Genomic DNA, 16,855 nt, shown 5'->3' on the forward strand with positions numbered 1-16,855 from the left:
GGCCCGCCGCGCAACGTCTGTCGTTAACCCCTGTGTCCGAACAGCCGCGCCGCCGCATCGGCGGTGTAGCGTCCCAGCCGCAGATCCTCGGCCACCGCGGCAGGGTCGCGGTCCTGCGGGGGGCCATAGCCGCCACCGCCCGGCGTGCGCACCCGCACCCGGTCACCGGGTTCCAGCGCAATATCCTGTGCTTTCGACAGATGTTCGGGCACCATCACTTGTGTCCCGCGGATCACCTCGACCCGGTTGACCGCGCCGTCTTGGCCGCCCAGCACGCCCTGCGGCCCGACCCTGCCGTGGTCCATCACGAAGGACGCGCGCGCCCGGCCGCGCAACAGCTCGATCTCATAGTCCAGCCCGAACCCCCCGCGCATCCGCCCGGCCCCGCCCGACCCCTCATGCAACGCGTAACGCCTGTAGATCACGGGATATTTCTGCTCCATGATCTCGACCGGGGGGGCCTTGGAAATGCCGATCGTCGAACAGCCGTTCGACAGCCCGTCATGGTCCGCATTCCCCCCGTATCCCCCCCCCGAAATCTGGTACATCACATACTCCCGCCCCGTCGCCGGATCGTGCCCCCCCAGCCCGAAGTTCCCGCTGGTGCCCGCCGGCGCCGCCGTCACCCGGTCGGGCAGCGCCTGCACCAGGGCCGCGAACACCGCCTCGGCAATCCTCTGGCTGACCTCGGCGGCGCAGCCGGACACCGGGCGCGGGTAATGGGCATCAAGGAATGTTCCAGCGATTCCCGTCACATGGATCGGCGCGAACGCCCCGGCCGACAGCGGCACATCGGGAAACACATGGCGCACTGCCAGGTAGACCGAGGACAATGTGGTTGCCCGGACCGAGTTCATCGGTCCCGCGCAGGGGTCCGACGAACCCGCGAAATCACAGGTGATCGACCCGTCGCCCGTCGCCGTGACCGCCAGCGCGATGGTCAGGGGCGCGTTCACCACCCCGTCGCTGTCGATCATCGCCGTTGCCCGGTAAGTGCCGGGCGGAATTGCGGAAAGCTCGGCCCGCATCTGCGCCTCGGCCAGCCCGCGCATCGCCGCGATGGCGCCCTGCACCGTCGCGTCGCCATAGCGGTCCAGCAGCGCGCCCAGCCGTTCCGCCCCCACCAGCAACGCCGCCCGCTGCGCCTCGACATCGCCGATGCGCTGGTCGGACACCCGGATGTTCGACCGGATCACCGCCCAGAGTTCCGGGTCCAGGACCCCCCGCTTGAACAGCTTCACCGGCGGCAGGCGCAGCCCTTCCTGCTCGGCGCTGATGGCGGATGCCGAGAACCCGCCGGGCACCATGCCGCCGGTATCGGGCCAGTGCCCGGTGTTCGACAGCCAGCAGAAGACCCGCCCGTCCCGCCACACCGGCATGGCAAAGCGCACATCCATCAGATGCGTGCCGCCCAGGTAGGGATCGTTGACGATGTAGATGTCGCCGGGGTCGGGGGGCAGCGTCTCGCCGGTGGCGATGCGCTGGATGATGTGCCGGGTGGAGAACTGCATCGTGCCCACGAAGACCGGCAGACCCTTCGATCCCTGCGCGATCAGGCTGCCATCCGCCGCGTCGTAGATGCCGTCCGACCGGTCATCCGCCTCGGCGATGACGGGGCTGAAGGCCGCACGCGAGAAGGTCAGGTCCATCTCGTCGCAGACCTGCTGCAGGCCCGCCTGGATAACCGCAAGGGTCACGGGGTCGATCATGTGCCCACCTCGACGATCAGGTTTCCGTCGCCGTCCTGCCGCGCGGAATCGCCGGGCGGGATCAGGATCGTCGTGTCCATTTGCTCAATGATTGCGGGGCCTTCGATGACCGCCGACAGGGGCAGGTGATCGCGCCAGTAGATCGCCGTATCGCGCCAGCCCTCCCACCAGACGGGGCGGGTGCCGGTGCGGGCCCCGGACAGGGTGGTGGCCCGGCCGGACGGGTCGATCAGCCGCGACAGGTCCACGGCGGGGCGATGGCCCACCACGGCGGTCACGAGGTTGACAAGCGCCGCGCGGATCTCGGGTAGGGTGACGCGGAAACGCGCGTGATAGGCCGCCTCGAACCGGGCCTGCATCGCGGCGCGGTCGGGCGGGCCATCGGGCAGTGCCACGCGCAGCAGGTGGGTCTGCCCGATGAACTGCATCTCGGCGTGGCGCTGCACCGTCACGCCGGTCAGGCCGATGCCCGCAGCGGCGATCCGCGCGCGGCCCTCGGCCTCCTGCGCGGCCAGAATCGCGGCGACTTCGGCCATGTCGGCATCGTCCAGCGGGCGGTTCAGCGTGCGCACGAAATCCTGCCGAAGGTCCGCACAGACGCAGCCGAGCGCATTTGTCAGGCCGGGACGGGCCGGGATCAGCACGCGGGGGATCGCCAGTTCGCGGGCGAGGGCACAGGCATGCAGCGGCCCTGCGCCGCCAAAGGCGAACAGCGCGAAATCGCGCGGGTCAGCGCCCATCGACACCGAAACCATGCGGATCGCCCCCGCCATGTGGATGTTGCCAAGCCGGATGACGGCCGCCGCCGCCTGTTCCGGCGACAGGCCGAGCCGGTTGCCCAGACGATCGGCAAAGACCCCGCGCAAGCCTTCGGCGCCGATGCCGAAACGCGCGGCGGGCAGCCGCCCGAGGAACAGGTTCGCATCCGAGATCGTGGGCTCGATGCCGCCCCGGCCATAGCAGATCGGGCCGGGCGTGGACCCCGCGCTTTCGGGCCCCACACGCAAGAGGCCGCCGCCGTCGATCCGCGCGATCGACCCGCCCCCCGCCCCCACGGTGCGCACGTCGACCATGGGCACATGCACCGGCATGGCATATTCCACCTCGATCTCGTGGCTGACCGGGGCGGTGGCATTGCGGATCAGGGCGACGTCGGTGCTGGTGCCGCCCATGTCGTAGGTGATCAGGTCGGGCATTCCCGCGCGCCGACCGGTGGCGATGGCCGCCATGACGCCCGAGGCAGGGCCCGACATGACCGTCTTGACGGCTTCGGCGGCGACGCTCCGCGCGGCCACCATCCCGCCGTTGCCGTTCATCACCAGAAGGTCGCGCGCATAGCCCCCGGCGGCCAGCGTGTCGGCCAGCCGGGTGACATAGCGTTCCAGAAGCGGCTGGACGGCAGCGTTGACCGCCGCCGTCACCCCCCGTTCGTATTCCCGGCTTTCCGACAGCAGGCGATGGCCTGCGGTGACATAGGGGGTGGGCCAGAGGTCGCGCGCGATCTCTTCGGCGCGGCGTTCGTGGGTGGGGTTGGCGTAGCTGTGCAGGAAGTGGATCACCAGGCTTTCGCAACCGGCGGCGATCAGCTGCCCGATCGCATGGCGCAAGGCGTCCTCGTCCAGCGGGGTCACCACCTGGCCCCGGGCGTCCATCCGCTCGGGCACTTCCAGCCGCAGGTCGCGCGGGATGACGGGGATGAAGCGCCCCGTCATGCCATAGGCGTGCGGCCGGGTCCGCCGCCCGAGTTCCAGCACATCGCGGAACCCCTCGGTGGTGACCAGGCCGGTGCGCGACAGCTTGCGCTCCAGCACGGCGTTGGTGGTGGTCGTGGTGCCATGGACGATCAGCGCCAGGTCGGCCAGGTCGGTCCCGGCGGTCTCGAAGGCGGATATCACGCCGGCCGCCTGCCCGCCCTGCGCGGGGTCGAGCGTGGTGGGCACCTTGGCCAGGCGCACCGCGCCGCTGGCCGGATCGAGGATCACCAGATCGGTGAAGGTGCCGCCCACATCGGCGCCAGCGACAAGCCCAGCCATGTCAGACGCCCACATGCGCGGCAAAGGCCGGGTGGGCGGGGGCAAGGTCGGCGGCGGCGTGGGTTTCCGCGATGGTGCCGTGCGACATGAAGGCCACCTTGTCCGAGAGCGAAAGCGCGGCATCGACCCGCTGCTCGACCAGCAGGGTGGCGACGCCGGTCGATCGCAGGGCCTGCACGGTGTCGCGGATCAGGGCGATCATCGAGGGTTGCAGGCCCTCGGTCGGCTCGTCCAGCAATAGCACGGCAGGTTCAAGACACAGCGCGCGGGCGATCGCCAGCATCTGCTGTTCGCCGCCCGACAGCGTGCGCGCCTGCTGGTGCAGCCTTTCGCGCAGCCGGGGAAACAGTGTCAGCACATGTTCCCGCGTCGCGGCGCCGCGATTTCGGGTCAGCAGGCCGACCTCGATGTTCTCGGCCACGGTCAGGGCAGGAAACAGGCGGCGGCCCTGCGGGACATAGCCGATGCCATGGCGCGGCACCTCATGGGCGGGCAGGGCGTGGATCGCGGCGTCGCCCAGCATGATCGTGCCCGCGGTGGCGGGCGTCAGGCCCATGATCGTGCGCAGAAGCGTGGTCTTGCCCGCGCCGTTGCGACCCATCAGGCAGGTCACCTGGCCCGGCAGCGCCGTCAGGCCCACGTCGTGCAGCACGCGCACCGGGCCGTAGCCCGATGCCACCCCCTCAAGCCTCAGCATGGGCATCCCCCAGATAGGCCGCCTGCACCGCTGCATCGGCGCGGATCGCGGCAGGCGTGCCGGTTGCAAGCCGCTGGCCGAAGTTCAGCACCGTGATGCGGTGGGCGAGGTCCATCACCACATCCATGTTGTGCTCGATCAGGAGAACGGTGGTGTCGGGCACGAGGCTGCGGACAAGCGCCTTGAACCCGTCGATCTCGCCCGCCGCCAGGCCCTGCGTCGGCTCGTCAAGGATCAGGACGCGGGGCGCGAGGGCCAGCCCCATGGCGATCTCAAGCAACCTCTGGTGTCCATAGCTGAGCGTTCCCGCCACCTGCGCCTCTCGCTCGGCAAGGCTCACGCGGGACAGGGCGGCCAGCGTTTCGGGGCGGATCGTGCGGGGGGCGCGGCGCTGCACGGCAAGCGCCACGTTGTCGAACACCGACAGGCGCGGGTAGATCGAGGTGATCTGGAACGTATACGCGATGCCTCGGGCCACGCGGGCGTGGGCGGGCAGGCGGGTGATATCCTCGCCAGCCAGCCGGATGGTGCCCGCCTGCACCGGCACCCGCCCGCACAGCAGCGAGACAAAGGTGGTCTTGCCCGCGCCGTTCGGCCCGATGAGCGCGTGAATCTCACCCGCCTGCAGGTCGAAATCCACACCGTCCACGGCCCTGAGGCCACCGAAATGCCGCGTCAGTCCGCGCGCCTCGATCAGGGCAGCCATGGCAGCCACCTTTCGCGGATCGTGCCCAGGATGCCCCTGGGCGCGAAAAGCACCAGGATCAGCAGCGCCGCCCCCACCACCACCAGATGCGCCGTGGTGACCGAGGACGACAGGTCGATCAGGTAGAACATCAGAAGCGCACCGAGGAACGGACCCAGCACGGTGCCCGCGCCGCCGAGCAGGACATAGAGCAGCGGCAGGATCGAATACTGGATCGAGGCAAAGGTGGCGCCGACATAGCCGAAAAGCACCGCATAGGCGGCCCCTGCCGCCCCGGCATAGAGACCCGACAGGGCAAGCGCCGTCAGCTTTACCCTGAACGGGTCATAGCCCAGCATCCGCGACCGTTCCTCGTTCTCGCGCATCGCCACCATGCTGCGGCCAAGCGCCGAGCGCGTCAGCGCAAGGTGGATCATCAGCCCCGCCGAGAACAGCACAAGGGCCGCAAGATACCGCGTGGTATCGGACGACAGGTCGAACGGACCGATGGCGCGGGCGGCACGGTCGATCACGAAACCCTCGTCGCCGCGCGTCCAGGCACCGAAGTACAGGACCGTCAGGTATCCCGCCTGCGCGAACATCAGCGTGACGATCATGAACGACACGCCCCCCGTGCGCAGCGCCAGGACCCCGACCGCCACCGCCACCGCCCCGCCCGCCATGATCCCCGCGATCAGCGCGGGTCCGGTGGGCAACCCTACCTGTCCGATCAGCAGGCCCGTCGCATACATCCCCGCCCCGAAGAACAGCGCATGTCCCAGGCTGAGCAGGCCGGTGGTGCCGAAGGCGATGTTGTAGCCCATCGCGAATGTCGCCAGCACCATGATCCGCGCGAGGTTGGTGTGGTGATAGGGTGGCAGGACGAACTGCATGGCGAACAGCGCCACGATCACGCCCAGGTGCAGGACAAGCGCGCGGTTCATGCCCGCGCCCCGAACAGGCCCTGCGGGCGGAACACCAGGACAAGCGCCACCAGAAGCGTGGCGAGTATCTTGGCAAGCGTGGGCGAGAAGAACACCGAGATCACGCCGTCCGAAAGGCCGATCAGCACGGCCGCCACCAGCGTGCCGCGCAAGCTGCCCAGCCCGCCGATGATGACCACGATGAAGGACAGAAGCAGCGGGTCGTGACCCATCAGGTAATGGGCCTGCTGGATCGGCACGATCAGGACGGCGGCCACCGCCGCCAGCCCGGCGCCAAGGGCAAAGACAAGCGCATAGACGCGGCCGGTGTCGATGCCGAAGGCACGGGCGGTTTCGCCATCCATCTGCGTGGCGCGCATGATCAGCCCGGCGCGAGATCGTGTCATGAACAGCCACACGCCGACCAGCAGAACGGCGGCCGCCACCACCACCGCGACCTTGTAGCCCGAATAGCCGAACCAGGGCAGTTGCAGCCGCCAGGTGAAGGGCGCGGCAACCGGGCGGGCATCGGGCCCGTAGAACGAAAGCGCCGCCTGCTGCAGGATGTAGGACAATCCGATCGTGGCGACGATGATCGCCTCGGGGTCATAGTGCAGGCGTTTCAGCACCAGCCGGTCGGCGGTGGCCGCGACCGCACCCACCAGCAGCGGGCAGAGGATCAGCGCGGCCATGAACGCCAGCCAGGGCGGCCCCGGCATCCATGTTGTCACGAACCACGCCGACACCGCGCCCAGCATGAAGAATTCGCCATGCGCGACGTTGACGACCCGCATGACGCCGAACACCAGCGAAAGCCCGACGGCCGTCAGCGCCAGCACCGCGGCCATCACGGTGCCCTCCATGAGGGCAAGCAGCAGGAAGGGGCCGAAATCCACGGCTCAGGCACCCTCCCCCGCAGTGGGGGAGGGCGAGGCCAGGCAGCCGCACCGGTTCCGGCTTTCCGGCCCGGCGGCGTCGCGCCCGTCGGCGAAGGGTCGGCGCTTCATGCCGCCCTCAGAACGACATCGTGGTGTAGTCCACGGCGTCGGGATAGACCGACTCGTCGATCGACGTGGCATGGACGCGCATCAGCTTTCCGCCCTCGACCTTCGAGATGAACTGGTGCCCGAACACCTGATGCGTCTTGCCGTTGAACAGCTTGTCGCCCTGCGGGTGTTCACGGCTGGCGGGCATCGCCGTCATCGCCTCGACGGCCTCGACGAACTTCTGCCGGTCGGCCGTGCCCTGATAGCCCGCAGCCTCCATCCCCGCCTTGATGATGAACAGCGTTTCCCAGCAGCTGAACATGTGGGCGTAGGTCGATACGTCCTTGCTGTCGCTGACCGAGGCGCCGTTGTCGTCAACCCCCACGGCCGCGCGGTAGAAGGTTTCGTGTTCGCTGGCGTCCGCCTGCTTGACGCGGCAGTGACCTTCCCAGAAATGCGTGCCCTCCAGGAATTCCAGGCCGGGCGTGGCGGTATCCACGGCCTCGAGGCTGTCGATGAAGCCGAAGATCTGCGGACGCGCGCCGGACCCGTAGAATTCGCCCAGTTCCTTGACGAAGGTCAGCACGGCCGGACCGACCATCACATGATACAGCACCTCGGTCTCGCGCGGGATCTGGGGCAGGTAGCGGGTGAAGCTGGTTTCGGTGGGCGGAATGGCGATGTGCTTGATCACCTCGCCGCCCGCGGCGGTCACCGCGGCGGTGAAGTTGTCGCGGTGATCGTGTCCGAAGGCATAGTCGGGGAACACCATCGTCACCTTCTTGCCGAGGTTCGCCATCACCCAGGGCGCCATGGACGACACCTGCGCGCGCACATCGGTGATGCCCGGTTGCAGCGTCCAGCGGTTCAGCATCCCGCTGGCCACATGGAAGCCTTCCGAACAGACCAGATAGGGCACCTTCAGCTCGCCAGCCCGGGGCGCGGAGCCGATCACGACATGGCTGAAGAGCGGCCCGAAGATCAGGTCGCAGCCGGCCTGCGAGGTCAGCTTCTCGACCACCTCGGCGCCGCGCTTGGGATCGGTGCCGTCATCCTCGAACACGATCTCGACCGGGCGGCCGTTGATGCCGCCGCCTTCGTTCAGCACCTTGAGCGCGGCCTGCGCCGTGCGTTCGTACCAGCGGCCATAGGCGGCGCCGATGCCGGTTCGGTGCAACTGGAACCCCAGCTTGATCGGGGCAGATGATTGCGCTTGGATGAACCCGGGAAAGGCCAGGGCCGAGGCACCGGCGGCCAATCCTTTCAGAAGGGTGCGGCGGGGAAGGGCAAGGGTCGTCATGGCTGTCACTCCGCTGATGGGGTGGCCGGGGGTTCAGGGGCGCGCCCGGGCCTGTTTTCGCTGCGCCGTTTCGAAAAAGAATGTGCGTATGCAAACGAGTTGTCCACGATTCTCACGCCCCCGTCGGCGAGGAGAGCAGCCAGAGCCCGAGAACCGTGTAACCTGTCATCAGGGCGGTCAGCGGCAGATGCGCCACTGCCCGCGTCTCGCGACCCGCAAGATGCAGGGCAAGGATCACGGCCAGCACATGCGCCAGCAGGATGGCCAGGAACTGCGCATTCCACACCGCCGTCATCGCGGCCGGATCGGCCAGAAAGCCGAACCCCACATAGAACGGCGGCAGGCCAAGGAAGGCATCACCGCGAAACAGCGGATCGTTGATGGCCGCCAGCGTGTACTGCCCGGTCGTCATCAGCGTGACCAGGTAATGCGCGCCGTGATACCCTGCGGCGATCGCCAGGAACGACAGCATGACCGGTCCCGTCGGAAGCGGTCGCCGTGCCAGCCGGCCGCCCAGCCACAGCGCCGACAGGATCGTGGCCGCCGTCGCGGCCCATACCGACACGAGGCCGACCGTGTTGACTGCCTGCACCGCCGACCTTCCGGTGAACTCCAGCGGGTTCTCGCCGATCAGGGCCAGCCACCAGAAAGTCTCGTGCAGGCCATCGAAGGTAAGACCGGCGAGCACCAGCGTGACAAAGGCAACGCCCGAGGCAGGAAGGGGGGACAGGCTCAGCACCTGGGTTCCCGGCCAGCCCGCGCAGACGCGGCCGCGCCCGTCCTCGATCACCAGCCACAAGGGAGCGATGCGGGCCAGCATCGTCAGGTAGACCGTCAGGAATTCACCCTGTTCCAGCCAATCCTCGCCTTCCGCCACGGCGCAGGCCAGGATCAGCGCCGAATAGCCAAGCGCGACCGTCGCCAGCACGCGCGGATCTTCCGGTGACAGCGAGACGAGCGTGAACCAGGTGAAGGCGAACATCCCCGCGACGGCGGGCCAGTGGCCAAGGCGCGACAGGCCGATGCCGCCGCGGATGCCGAAGGCGCGGCGCACCAGGCGCGCCGGGCCGGTCCAGGGGTTGATCGCCCGCCAGAGGTTGCCGAACACCAGCGAGGCCAGCGGCAGCGCCACCCAGACCACGGTCCAGACGGTCAGCGTCAGCAGGTTGTGCATCGGATCGGTCGAGCCGACGAAACCGATGGCGATCAACGCGGCAAGCGCAAGGAACGACAGGGTCGAGGTCAGCGCAACGGGCAGCAGGACCCGGCGGTCCCACAGGGCAATCGCGCGCAGCGCAGGCAGGCGATGCGCCGCCGCAAGGACAAGACCCGTGACCGCAACCGTTGCCGCGGCGCCCGCCATGTAATGCCCGGTCGGCAGCGTGAGAACCACCGAGGGCGGCAGCGCACAGGCGAGGGCCGCCCCGGGCAGAACGCAGAGAGCGGTCGCCAGTCTCACCGAAGGCCGTCCTCCCCCTTCACCTGCCAGGTCTCGAGCCCGCCCATGCGTGAATGCACCCGCGGACCCTTTGCCATGGCGAGGGCAAACACGATCTCGCGCGCGCGGGGGGCGTCGGGCACGGCGATGGTGATCGCGTCGAAATGGCTGCGCACATAGGCCGCGTTGATATGGCCAAGCGGCACGTCGATCGCCGCGCCCATCCCGGCCACCTTCATCGCACTGGGCACGATGGCCCGGCTTTCACCCAGCCTTTCGCGCATCGCATAGCCGCCGGGCACATGCCACAGCGCACCATGCTCGGCCTCGCCCGCCTCGCCCACGATGGCGCCCTTGCCATAGCTGTCAATGCCGTCGCGGCCGCCAAGCGCGGCAATCAGGCGGTCGGTCAGCATCAGGCCCAGCGGCTTGAGCGCCTCCATGCCCGGTTGCAGGTCGAAATGGTAATCGCCGGCGAAAGGGTTGGCGCAGATCGCGGCGATCGCACCGCGCCACCGCGGAACGGCGGGCGGCGCCCCGCCTTCGTGAAGGATCTCCTCGACCAGAAGGACGATCTTGCGGACGGGGAATGCGGGCACATCAGGCAAGGGCGGGCTCCGGTATCATGGCGCCGACGAGGCGCATTTCAGCGTGCAGGAAAAGTGCCGCCCCGGCAATCAGTCCGCGCGCTGCAAGAGACGCGGCATGCGCGGCGCCGCGGTCGAGCGCCTGTGCAACCTCGCTCGCGGAAAGGCGGCCGACATCGACCGTGACCGGCAGGTCACCGAGATCGCTGTCGACCTTGACCACGCAGGCGGGACGGCGGCGGATGTCGGGATGGCCGGGCAAGTCGACCGCATTGGCGATCATCGTGGCCGCGGCATCCGCGACGGCCGCGCCGCGCGCCAGCACCGTCACCGCATCGGCGATGCCAAGGCTCTGGCTGCGGCCCCGCCAGCCGGATGTGGCGATGCCGCCCACGCCCTCGCCGCCGCGCAGCGTCACACGGTCGGGCATGCCCGGCCGGGCTGCAATCGCAACCGAAAAGGTCTGCCCCTGCGCCAGATGCACTGCAATGTCGCCACCGTTGTTGACCCAGGCGCGGGTCACGCCGCCACCCGCCACCATCGCCGCCAGCACCGCATCGGCCACCGCCCCCGCGACGGCAGCCATCGGGGTGATGTAGGCGGGCCGGTGCGGTGCGACGGCCGCCGCCATGGCCTGCGCGACGGCGCCGCGAAGGGGCAGGCGATCCGCGCTGCGCAATGCGGGAAGTTCGGCGCATAGCTCTGCCAGCAGGCCATCGAACCGGGCGGCGGCGGCGGCGAGGGCAGCCGCCCCGCCGGGACCGTCGGCGCCGATGACCAGATCGATCGGCCCTTCCTGCAGATGCAGTCGCCCGCCAGGAAGCCAGGCACCAACGGCGCCTTTGGCTGCGCGTGGTCGTGCGGCGGTCACGGTTCCTTCTCCGGATGGGGGGACAAGCGGACGGCGGTGGGGTATTCGCCCCCTTCGGCCATCATTGCCGACAGGGTGCGGACCGCCTCGGCGTGTCCGCCCATGGCAAGATAGGCGTCGCGCGGCATGGTGAATTCCAGCGGCGCGACCAGTGCAGGGGTTGGCACATAGCCGAAGGCACCTGGCGGCAGCCGCGTGACATCGACCATGAACGTGATCCCGCCACCGGGCCAGACATAGCAGGCGGCCCCGCCGGACGTCAGCCGGGTCTCGCCAGCCTGCACCGACTGCGTCAGGCGTACCGGGTTGCGGGTGACGCCTGCCCGCAGGCTGCCCCCCGCCCCGCCCATGAACAGGACCGTGCAGCGCGAGGGTTCGCAGTTCTCGTCAATCAGCCGCACCGTGGGGATCAGGTGATCCGGCAGCGGCTTTGGCTGTGGCACAAGGCTGTCGTCGAGTTCGTACCAGGCGAACTCCTCGCCCGTGGTGGACACCATCAGCAGCCGCAGGCCCGGCCGCGCGCCCTTGCGCGTCTCCCATGGCCCGAGGATTTCCAGCGGATCGGTCAGGCGCGTACCGCCCCAGCCAAGCCCGGGTTCCGATACCCGGAAATACCGCCCGGGGGTGGACCGATGGCCCTTGATCCGGATGCCGGTGGATTCCCAGCCCAGAACCTTGCCTGCCTGATGCTCGCTGACCACCCCGGTGATGTGGTCGTCCACCACCACCACCTCGTCCACCAGTCCGCGCCACTGGCTGGCGAACATGCCGATGGTCGCCGATCCGCAGCCCACGCGCATCCGGTTCTCGGGGCGGCCATCGACGATGGGTGCGGCACCCGCCTGCACCGTCACCGCAGAGCCGCCATCAATGGTCAGGTCCACCGCCGCGCCGTTGCAAAGCGCCAGCAGGGCCGCACATGTCGCGCGTCCCTCGGCCTTGGACCCCCCGGTCAGGTGATGAACCCCGCCGAGCGACAGCATCTGCGACCCGTATTCCGCCGTGGTGACATGGCCGATCACCTCGCCCTGCGCCCGCACCGCAGCGGTTTCCGGGCCGAGGAACCGGTCGGTGTCGATCTTCACCTTCACGCCGCAGTAGGAAAATATCGCTTCGGTCACCACAGTGACCGTATCCACCCCTTCGGCCTGCGAGGCCACGATGAAGGGGGCAGGCTTGTAGTCGGGATAGGTTGTGCCGGAACCTATGCCCGTCACCTGCGTGTCGGGGGGAAACGGCTCTCCGTCCCAGTCGCGCGTCGCGAAGGGCACCAGGCGCCCCCCGGTCTCGACCGTGCGGGACAGCAGCAGCACAGGATCGGTGCGCACGATCCGGCCCGCGTCATTGGCATAGCGGTCGCAGGCTCCGGTCTGACCGGGGGCGATGTAGCACATCACCGGGCAGGCGTCGCAGCGGATCTTGTCGCCCAGGCGCGATGGCGGGGGGGCGTCATCCATGCGGGGTATCCCCGGTCGCCGCGATGGCCTCGCGGACGCGGTGGGGCAGGGCCGGCAGTCGGCGGGGCAGGGCGCCGGTGGCGTGCCGGATCGCGTTCAGGATGGCGGGGGCTGTGGGGATCAGGACATGCTCGCCAAGGCCGCGCGCGCCGAACGGTCCCTCGGGGTCTGGCACTTCGACGAGAATCGACTCGATGGGAGGCACGTCGCCAAAGGTCGGGATCAGGTAGTCGTGCAGATTCTCGGTTCGGCCTGGCAGATATTCCTCCATCAGCGCCAGCCCGATGCCCTGCGCGATGCCGCCTTCGATCTGGCCTTCTGCCAAGGTCGGGTTGATGGCCCGCCCGACGTCATGCGCCGCCGTGATCTTGAGCAGTCGTACGGTGCCGAGCGCGGGGTCCACGACCAGTTCCACCATCTGCGCCCCAAAACCGTACAGGGCATAGGGCGATCCCTGCCCATCGGCATCAAGCGGGCTGGTCGGGGGGTCATAGGTCGCCTCGGCCGTCAGGGACAGGCCATGCGCGTCCGGCGTCACCGAAGCCAGATCGAGCCGGATGGCAACGCTGCCCTCGGTGCCCGTGATCGCGCCATCCGACAAGGACAGACGCGCGCCCTCGCCCAGATTGAGCCGCCGCAGGATCTCGGCCCGCAGTTGCGCGGCGGCCGCCTGTGCGGCGCGGCCGGTCACAAAGGTCTGTCGGCTGGCCGATGTCTTGCCGGCATCGGGGGTCAGACCGGTGTCCGGACCGACCAGATCGAAATCCCGCAGAGACAGGCCAAGCGCCTGTGCCGCGATCTGCGGGATCACCGTGTTGGACCCCTGGCCGATGTCGGTCGCGCCCTGATGCAGCACCACACGCCCGGCAGGCGACAGGCCGATGCGGATGGTCGAGGGATTCGGCAGTGCGGTATTGCCGCAGCCATACCAGCACGACGCGACGCCCACCCCGCGCCCGGGCCTGGCCTCGGACAATGCCCGTTGCCAATGCGGGCGCAGCGCCGTCAGACACTGGGCGATGCCGGTCGAGGCGAGAACCTGGCCGGTCACCGTCGCGTCGCCGTCGCGCAGCGCGTTCAGGATGCGGAACTCCAGCCGGTCGATCCCGGCACGGTCGGCCAGCAGGTCGAATGCCGTCTCCTGCCATATCGCGGCCTGCGGCACACCGAAACCGCGGAACGCCCCGGCCACGGGATTGTTCGTATGCACGGCCCGCGCGGTGGCGAGGTAGCTGGGGGTCAGATAGGGCCCCGAGGCATGCACGGGGACCCGGTTGGCCACGGTCGGGCCCCAGCTTGCGTAGGCGCCGGTATCGAAAAGCCCGTCGAACTCCATGCCGACCAGCCGACCCAGGGCATCGCAGCCGATCCGGCCGGCCATCCGCGCAGGGTGGCGCTTGGTGGTCGAGGACATGCTTTCGGCGCGGCTGTAGGTCATCCGTACCGGTCGCCCGGTCTTGAGCGCGGCAAGGCCAACAAGGGGCTGCAGGCTGACATCCAGCTTTGAGCCGAAGCCTCCGCCCACGGCTGACGGGATGATCCGCACACGGTCCGTCGGCAAGGCGAGGATTGCGGCGGTATCGTCGCGGTCCATGACCGGGGCCTGCGTGCAGGCGCGGATGACAAGTGTGTCACCCTCCATCCAGGCGGCGCCTGCCTCGGGTTCGATATAGGCATGTTCGACAAACCCGGTTTCCATCGTGTGATCGACCAGATGCGCCGCGCCTGCCAGGGCCGACGTCGGGTCGCCCCGCCGCACACGCCCCTCGACCAGCCGGTTTCCGGGGCGTCCCGGGTGCAGCAGGGGCGCGCCGTCGGTCTCGGCATCCGCAGGATCGGTCAGAGCGGGCAATGGTTCCCAGAGCACGGGAAAACGCGACAGGTCTGCCACGGTGCCGTCATCCTCGAAGGCGATCAGCGCCACCGCCTCGCCCCGAAACCGCGCCGGGCTGGCGGCCAGGGCAGGCTGATCGGCGAAGGGCGGGATCACGCCGAAGCGGTTGACGCCCGGGATGTCGGCGGCCGTCCAGACCGCCACCGCACCGTCCGTCGCTGTGACCCAGGCGGCAAGATCGCCGAACGTGAACGCGGCATGCGGGTGAGGTGAGCGAACGGCCTTCACCACCAGCCCGCCGGGCTGCCAGACATCGGCCCCGAACAGGTCGCCCGCAACCTTGGCCGCCCCATCAAGCCGCTGAATCCGGCGGCCGACCGGACCGCCACGCTCGGCCGCCGGTTCCTCGATGGGCTCGACACCGCCTGCGCCTGCCGCCACCACCGCCGCGATGATCTTTCGGTATCCGGTGCAGCGGCACAGAACACCGCCAAGCGCATCCTGCACCTGACGGGCATCCGGGGCCTTCACCTCGCGCAGCAGGGCAAGCGCCGCCATCAGCATGCCGGGTGTGCAGATGCCGCATTGCGCGGCGCCATGCGACAGGAAGGCGGCGCGCAGGCGGTCCAGCACCGGGTCGGTCATCTCGACCGTCTCGACCGTCCGGCCCTCGACGCGGGCAACCGGGGTAAGGCAGGCACAGACGGCCGCGCCGTCCAGCAGGACGGTGCAGGCGCCGCAATCGCCCGCATCGCAGCCGACCTTCGTGCCGGTCAGCCCGACATTCTCGCGCAGCACCTCGGACAGACGACGGGCGGGCGGGCCGGACAGACATCGCGCCTCGCCGTTCAGGGTGAGGCCAATCGTGCCCGGCCGGCCTTCCACCGCCAGCGATGCCGGGCTCTCCGACGCACCAGCCGAAGCAGGATACGGAAGATCGCCGGTCATGCCGGCATCTCCGTCAGGCCAGCCACCGCACGGCGGATCAGTTCCGTTGCCGCCGAAACGCGATATCCGGCGGACGCGCGCGGATCGCTGATCGGCGAAAGCGCAGCGGCGACGGCGGCGGCGTCGACCCGGTCGGGTGCACCGGTGATCTTGGCGCCGGTCAATTCTGCCTCGACCTCGGGCAGCCGACGTGCCGTTGGGCCACAGGACCCCACCGACAGCGCCGCCGCGGCGATCCGGCCGTCGGCAACGCGGAAGCGCACCGCCACCATCGCGATCGAGATCACCAGATACGCACGCGCACCAAGTTTCAGGAAGCGTGACACTCCGGTCAGTCCCGATGCGGGAAGGATCACCGCCTTGAGAATCTCGCCCGGCAACAGCGCGGTGCGGCGCGGGCCGGTCAGGAAATCGGCCAGCGGAACGCGGCGAACCCCGGAGCGACCGCCGACCTCGACCTCGGCATCGCAGGCCAGAAGCGGTGGCACGCCATCGGCGGCGGGCGACGCATTGCACAGATTGCCGCCGATCGTGCCCGCATTCTGGATTTGTCGCCCGCCGATTTCCGCTGCGGCTTCGCGCAGGGCGCTCAGCGCGGGGGGCAGGGGCGCGCGCGCGATCTCGGCCCAGGTCGTGCAGGCGCCGATGCGCAGACTGTCCCCCTCGGGCGCGATGCCCTTCAGGCAATCTAGAACCGTAAGATCGACCAAAGGTCCGGAAAGTTCGGGCCGGTCGGTCGCGGGATACAGATCTGTCCCGCCCGCCAGCGCGCGCGCGTCGCCTTCCGCCATAAGCGCAAGGGCGTGGGACAGGTCGCGGGGGCGGATCAGGTTTGACATGGGGCGACTCGTTTGCGCGCAAACACCCGTTTCAGAGTGGGGTGCCCTGCCCCGGCCTGTCAACGGCGTTGCGTGCTGTGGCGCGCAACGCTATCGGGGTCTGGTGACCGATGCAGCATCCGATCCTTCCCCCGCCTATGTGCTCGACGATCAGGTCGGCTATGTGTTGCGTCGTGTGACGCAGCGCCATCTGGCAATCTTTGCCCAGGCGATCCCGGAGGTGACGACAACTCAGTTCGCCGTGCTAGCGCGGCTGTGCACCGAGGGTCCGATGTCACAGAACCAGCTTGGCCGTGCCGTGGCGCTGGATGCGGCGACGGTGAAGGGTGTGGTGGACCGGTTGCGGAGGCAGGCGCTTGCCGCGCGGCAGGCCGACCCCGGCGACCGCCGCCGCCTGACGGTGGCCGCCACCGCCGAGGGTCAGGCGCTGTTTGCCTCGCGCATGGCGGATGCGCTGGCGGTCAGTGCGCGCACCCTGGAACCCCTGACCGAGGATGAGCGTCGGGTATTCCTGTCGATGCTGGCCCGGCTGGGCTGAGCCGGTTGAG

Annotated in this window: 14 protein-coding genes; 1 reads left to right on the forward strand and 13 read right to left on the reverse strand. The window is 69.3% G+C overall.

Features of this window, described 5'->3' with window-relative positions:
• Window positions 1-23: 23 nt before the first annotated feature.
• From KF887_02270 to KF887_02330, 13 genes are all read right to left on the reverse strand, one after another.
• Window positions 24-1,709: a hydantoinase B/oxoprolinase family protein gene (locus KF887_02270; protein QYK41988.1), complete on the reverse strand. Its 1,686-nt coding sequence runs from the start codon at window positions 1,707-1,709 to the stop codon at window positions 24-26.
• Window positions 1,706-3,757, reverse strand: a complete 2,052-nt coding sequence (locus tag KF887_02275) for a hydantoinase/oxoprolinase family protein (protein ID QYK41989.1) — start codon at window positions 3,755-3,757, stop codon at window positions 1,706-1,708. Before KF887_02275 ends, KF887_02270 begins: the two co-directional genes overlap by 4 nt.
• Entirely contained in the window at window positions 3,744-4,439 is a 696-nt protein-coding gene (locus KF887_02280; GenBank protein ID QYK41990.1) for an ABC transporter ATP-binding protein, read from the reverse strand. The genes KF887_02275 and KF887_02280 overlap by 14 nt, the downstream gene beginning before the upstream one ends.
• The gene (locus tag KF887_02285) at window positions 4,426-5,145 is read right to left on the reverse strand and encodes an ABC transporter ATP-binding protein (protein ID QYK41991.1); all 720 of its coding nucleotides are present in this window, start codon (window positions 5,143-5,145) and stop codon (window positions 4,426-4,428) included. Before KF887_02285 ends, KF887_02280 begins: the two co-directional genes overlap by 14 nt.
• On the reverse strand, window positions 5,133-6,068 hold the full coding sequence (locus KF887_02290) for a branched-chain amino acid ABC transporter permease (protein QYK41992.1): 936 nt from the start codon (window positions 6,066-6,068) through the stop codon (window positions 5,133-5,135). The genes KF887_02285 and KF887_02290 overlap by 13 nt, the downstream gene beginning before the upstream one ends.
• On the reverse strand, window positions 6,065-6,943 hold the full coding sequence (locus KF887_02295; protein QYK41993.1) for a branched-chain amino acid ABC transporter permease: 879 nt from the start codon (window positions 6,941-6,943) through the stop codon (window positions 6,065-6,067). The genes KF887_02290 and KF887_02295 overlap by 4 nt, the downstream gene beginning before the upstream one ends.
• Window positions 6,944-7,061: 118 nt before the next feature.
• Window positions 7,062-8,333, reverse strand: coding sequence for an ABC transporter substrate-binding protein (locus KF887_02300; GenBank protein ID QYK41994.1), 1,272 nt, complete (start codon window positions 8,331-8,333; stop codon window positions 7,062-7,064).
• A 112-nt stretch (window positions 8,334-8,445) separates the two neighbouring features.
• Window positions 8,446-9,792 carry a hypothetical protein gene (locus KF887_02305; protein QYK41995.1) on the reverse strand — a complete coding sequence of 449 codons (1,347 nt, stop codon included), beginning with the start codon at window positions 9,790-9,792 and terminating at the stop codon, window positions 8,446-8,448.
• Window positions 9,789-10,379, reverse strand: a complete 591-nt coding sequence (locus KF887_02310) for an amino acid synthesis family protein (protein ID QYK41996.1) — start codon at window positions 10,377-10,379, stop codon at window positions 9,789-9,791. Before KF887_02310 ends, KF887_02305 begins: the two co-directional genes overlap by 4 nt.
• Entirely contained in the window at window positions 10,372-11,229 is an 858-nt protein-coding gene (locus KF887_02315) for a UPF0280 family protein (protein QYK41997.1), read from the reverse strand. The genes KF887_02310 and KF887_02315 overlap by 8 nt, the downstream gene beginning before the upstream one ends.
• Window positions 11,226-12,686, reverse strand: a complete 1,461-nt coding sequence (locus tag KF887_02320; protein ID QYK41998.1) for a 6-hydroxynicotinate reductase — start codon at window positions 12,684-12,686, stop codon at window positions 11,226-11,228. The genes KF887_02315 and KF887_02320 overlap by 4 nt, the downstream gene beginning before the upstream one ends.
• Window positions 12,679-15,468 (reverse strand): molybdopterin-dependent oxidoreductase, encoded by a 2,790-nt coding sequence (locus KF887_02325; protein ID QYK41999.1) that lies wholly within the window; start codon window positions 15,466-15,468, stop codon window positions 12,679-12,681. Before KF887_02325 ends, KF887_02320 begins: the two co-directional genes overlap by 8 nt.
• A complete protein-coding gene (locus KF887_02330) occupies window positions 15,465-16,307 on the reverse strand; it encodes a xanthine dehydrogenase family protein subunit M (GenBank protein QYK42000.1) in 843 nt (280 codons plus the stop codon). Before KF887_02330 ends, KF887_02325 begins: the two co-directional genes overlap by 4 nt.
• Between KF887_02330 and KF887_02335 the strand changes: the two genes are divergently transcribed.
• Window positions 16,306-16,845, forward strand: a complete 540-nt coding sequence (locus KF887_02335; GenBank protein ID QYK42001.1) for a MarR family transcriptional regulator — start codon at window positions 16,306-16,308, stop codon at window positions 16,843-16,845. The two genes, KF887_02330 and KF887_02335, sit on opposite strands and share 2 nt — an antisense overlap.
• The last annotated feature ends 10 nt before the right edge of the window (window positions 16,846-16,855 follow it).

The sequence above is a fragment of the Paracoccaceae bacterium genome (genome assembly GCA_019454225.1).
Classification (GTDB): domain Bacteria; phylum Pseudomonadota; class Alphaproteobacteria; order Rhodobacterales; family Rhodobacteraceae.

Excerpts from the sequence above, each read along its gene's own strand:
- KF887_02320 (QYK41998.1), bottom strand. The coding sequence starts at position 12,686 with ATGGATGACGCCCCCCCGCCATCGCGCCTGGGCGACAAGATCCGCTGC.
- KF887_02335 (QYK42001.1), top strand. The coding sequence starts at position 16,306 with ATGGGGCGACTCGTTTGCGCGCAAACACCCGTTTCAGAGTGGGGTGCC.
- KF887_02280 (QYK41990.1), bottom strand. The coding sequence starts at position 4,439 with ATGCTGAGGCTTGAGGGGGTGGCATCGGGCTACGGCCCGGTGCGCGTG.
- KF887_02300 (QYK41994.1), bottom strand. The coding sequence starts at position 8,333 with ATGACGACCCTTGCCCTTCCCCGCCGCACCCTTCTGAAAGGATTGGCC.
- KF887_02285 (QYK41991.1), bottom strand. The coding sequence starts at position 5,145 with ATGGCTGCCCTGATCGAGGCGCGCGGACTGACGCGGCATTTCGGTGGC.
- KF887_02330 (QYK42000.1), bottom strand. The coding sequence starts at position 16,307 with ATGTCAAACCTGATCCGCCCCCGCGACCTGTCCCACGCCCTTGCGCTT.
- KF887_02270 (QYK41988.1), bottom strand. The coding sequence starts at position 1,709 with ATGATCGACCCCGTGACCCTTGCGGTTATCCAGGCGGGCCTGCAGCAG.
- KF887_02275 (QYK41989.1), bottom strand. The coding sequence starts at position 3,757 with ATGTGGGCGTCTGACATGGCTGGGCTTGTCGCTGGCGCCGATGTGGGC.
- KF887_02325 (QYK41999.1), bottom strand. The coding sequence starts at position 15,468 with ATGACCGGCGATCTTCCGTATCCTGCTTCGGCTGGTGCGTCGGAGAGC.
- KF887_02290 (QYK41992.1), bottom strand. The coding sequence starts at position 6,068 with ATGAACCGCGCGCTTGTCCTGCACCTGGGCGTGATCGTGGCGCTGTTC.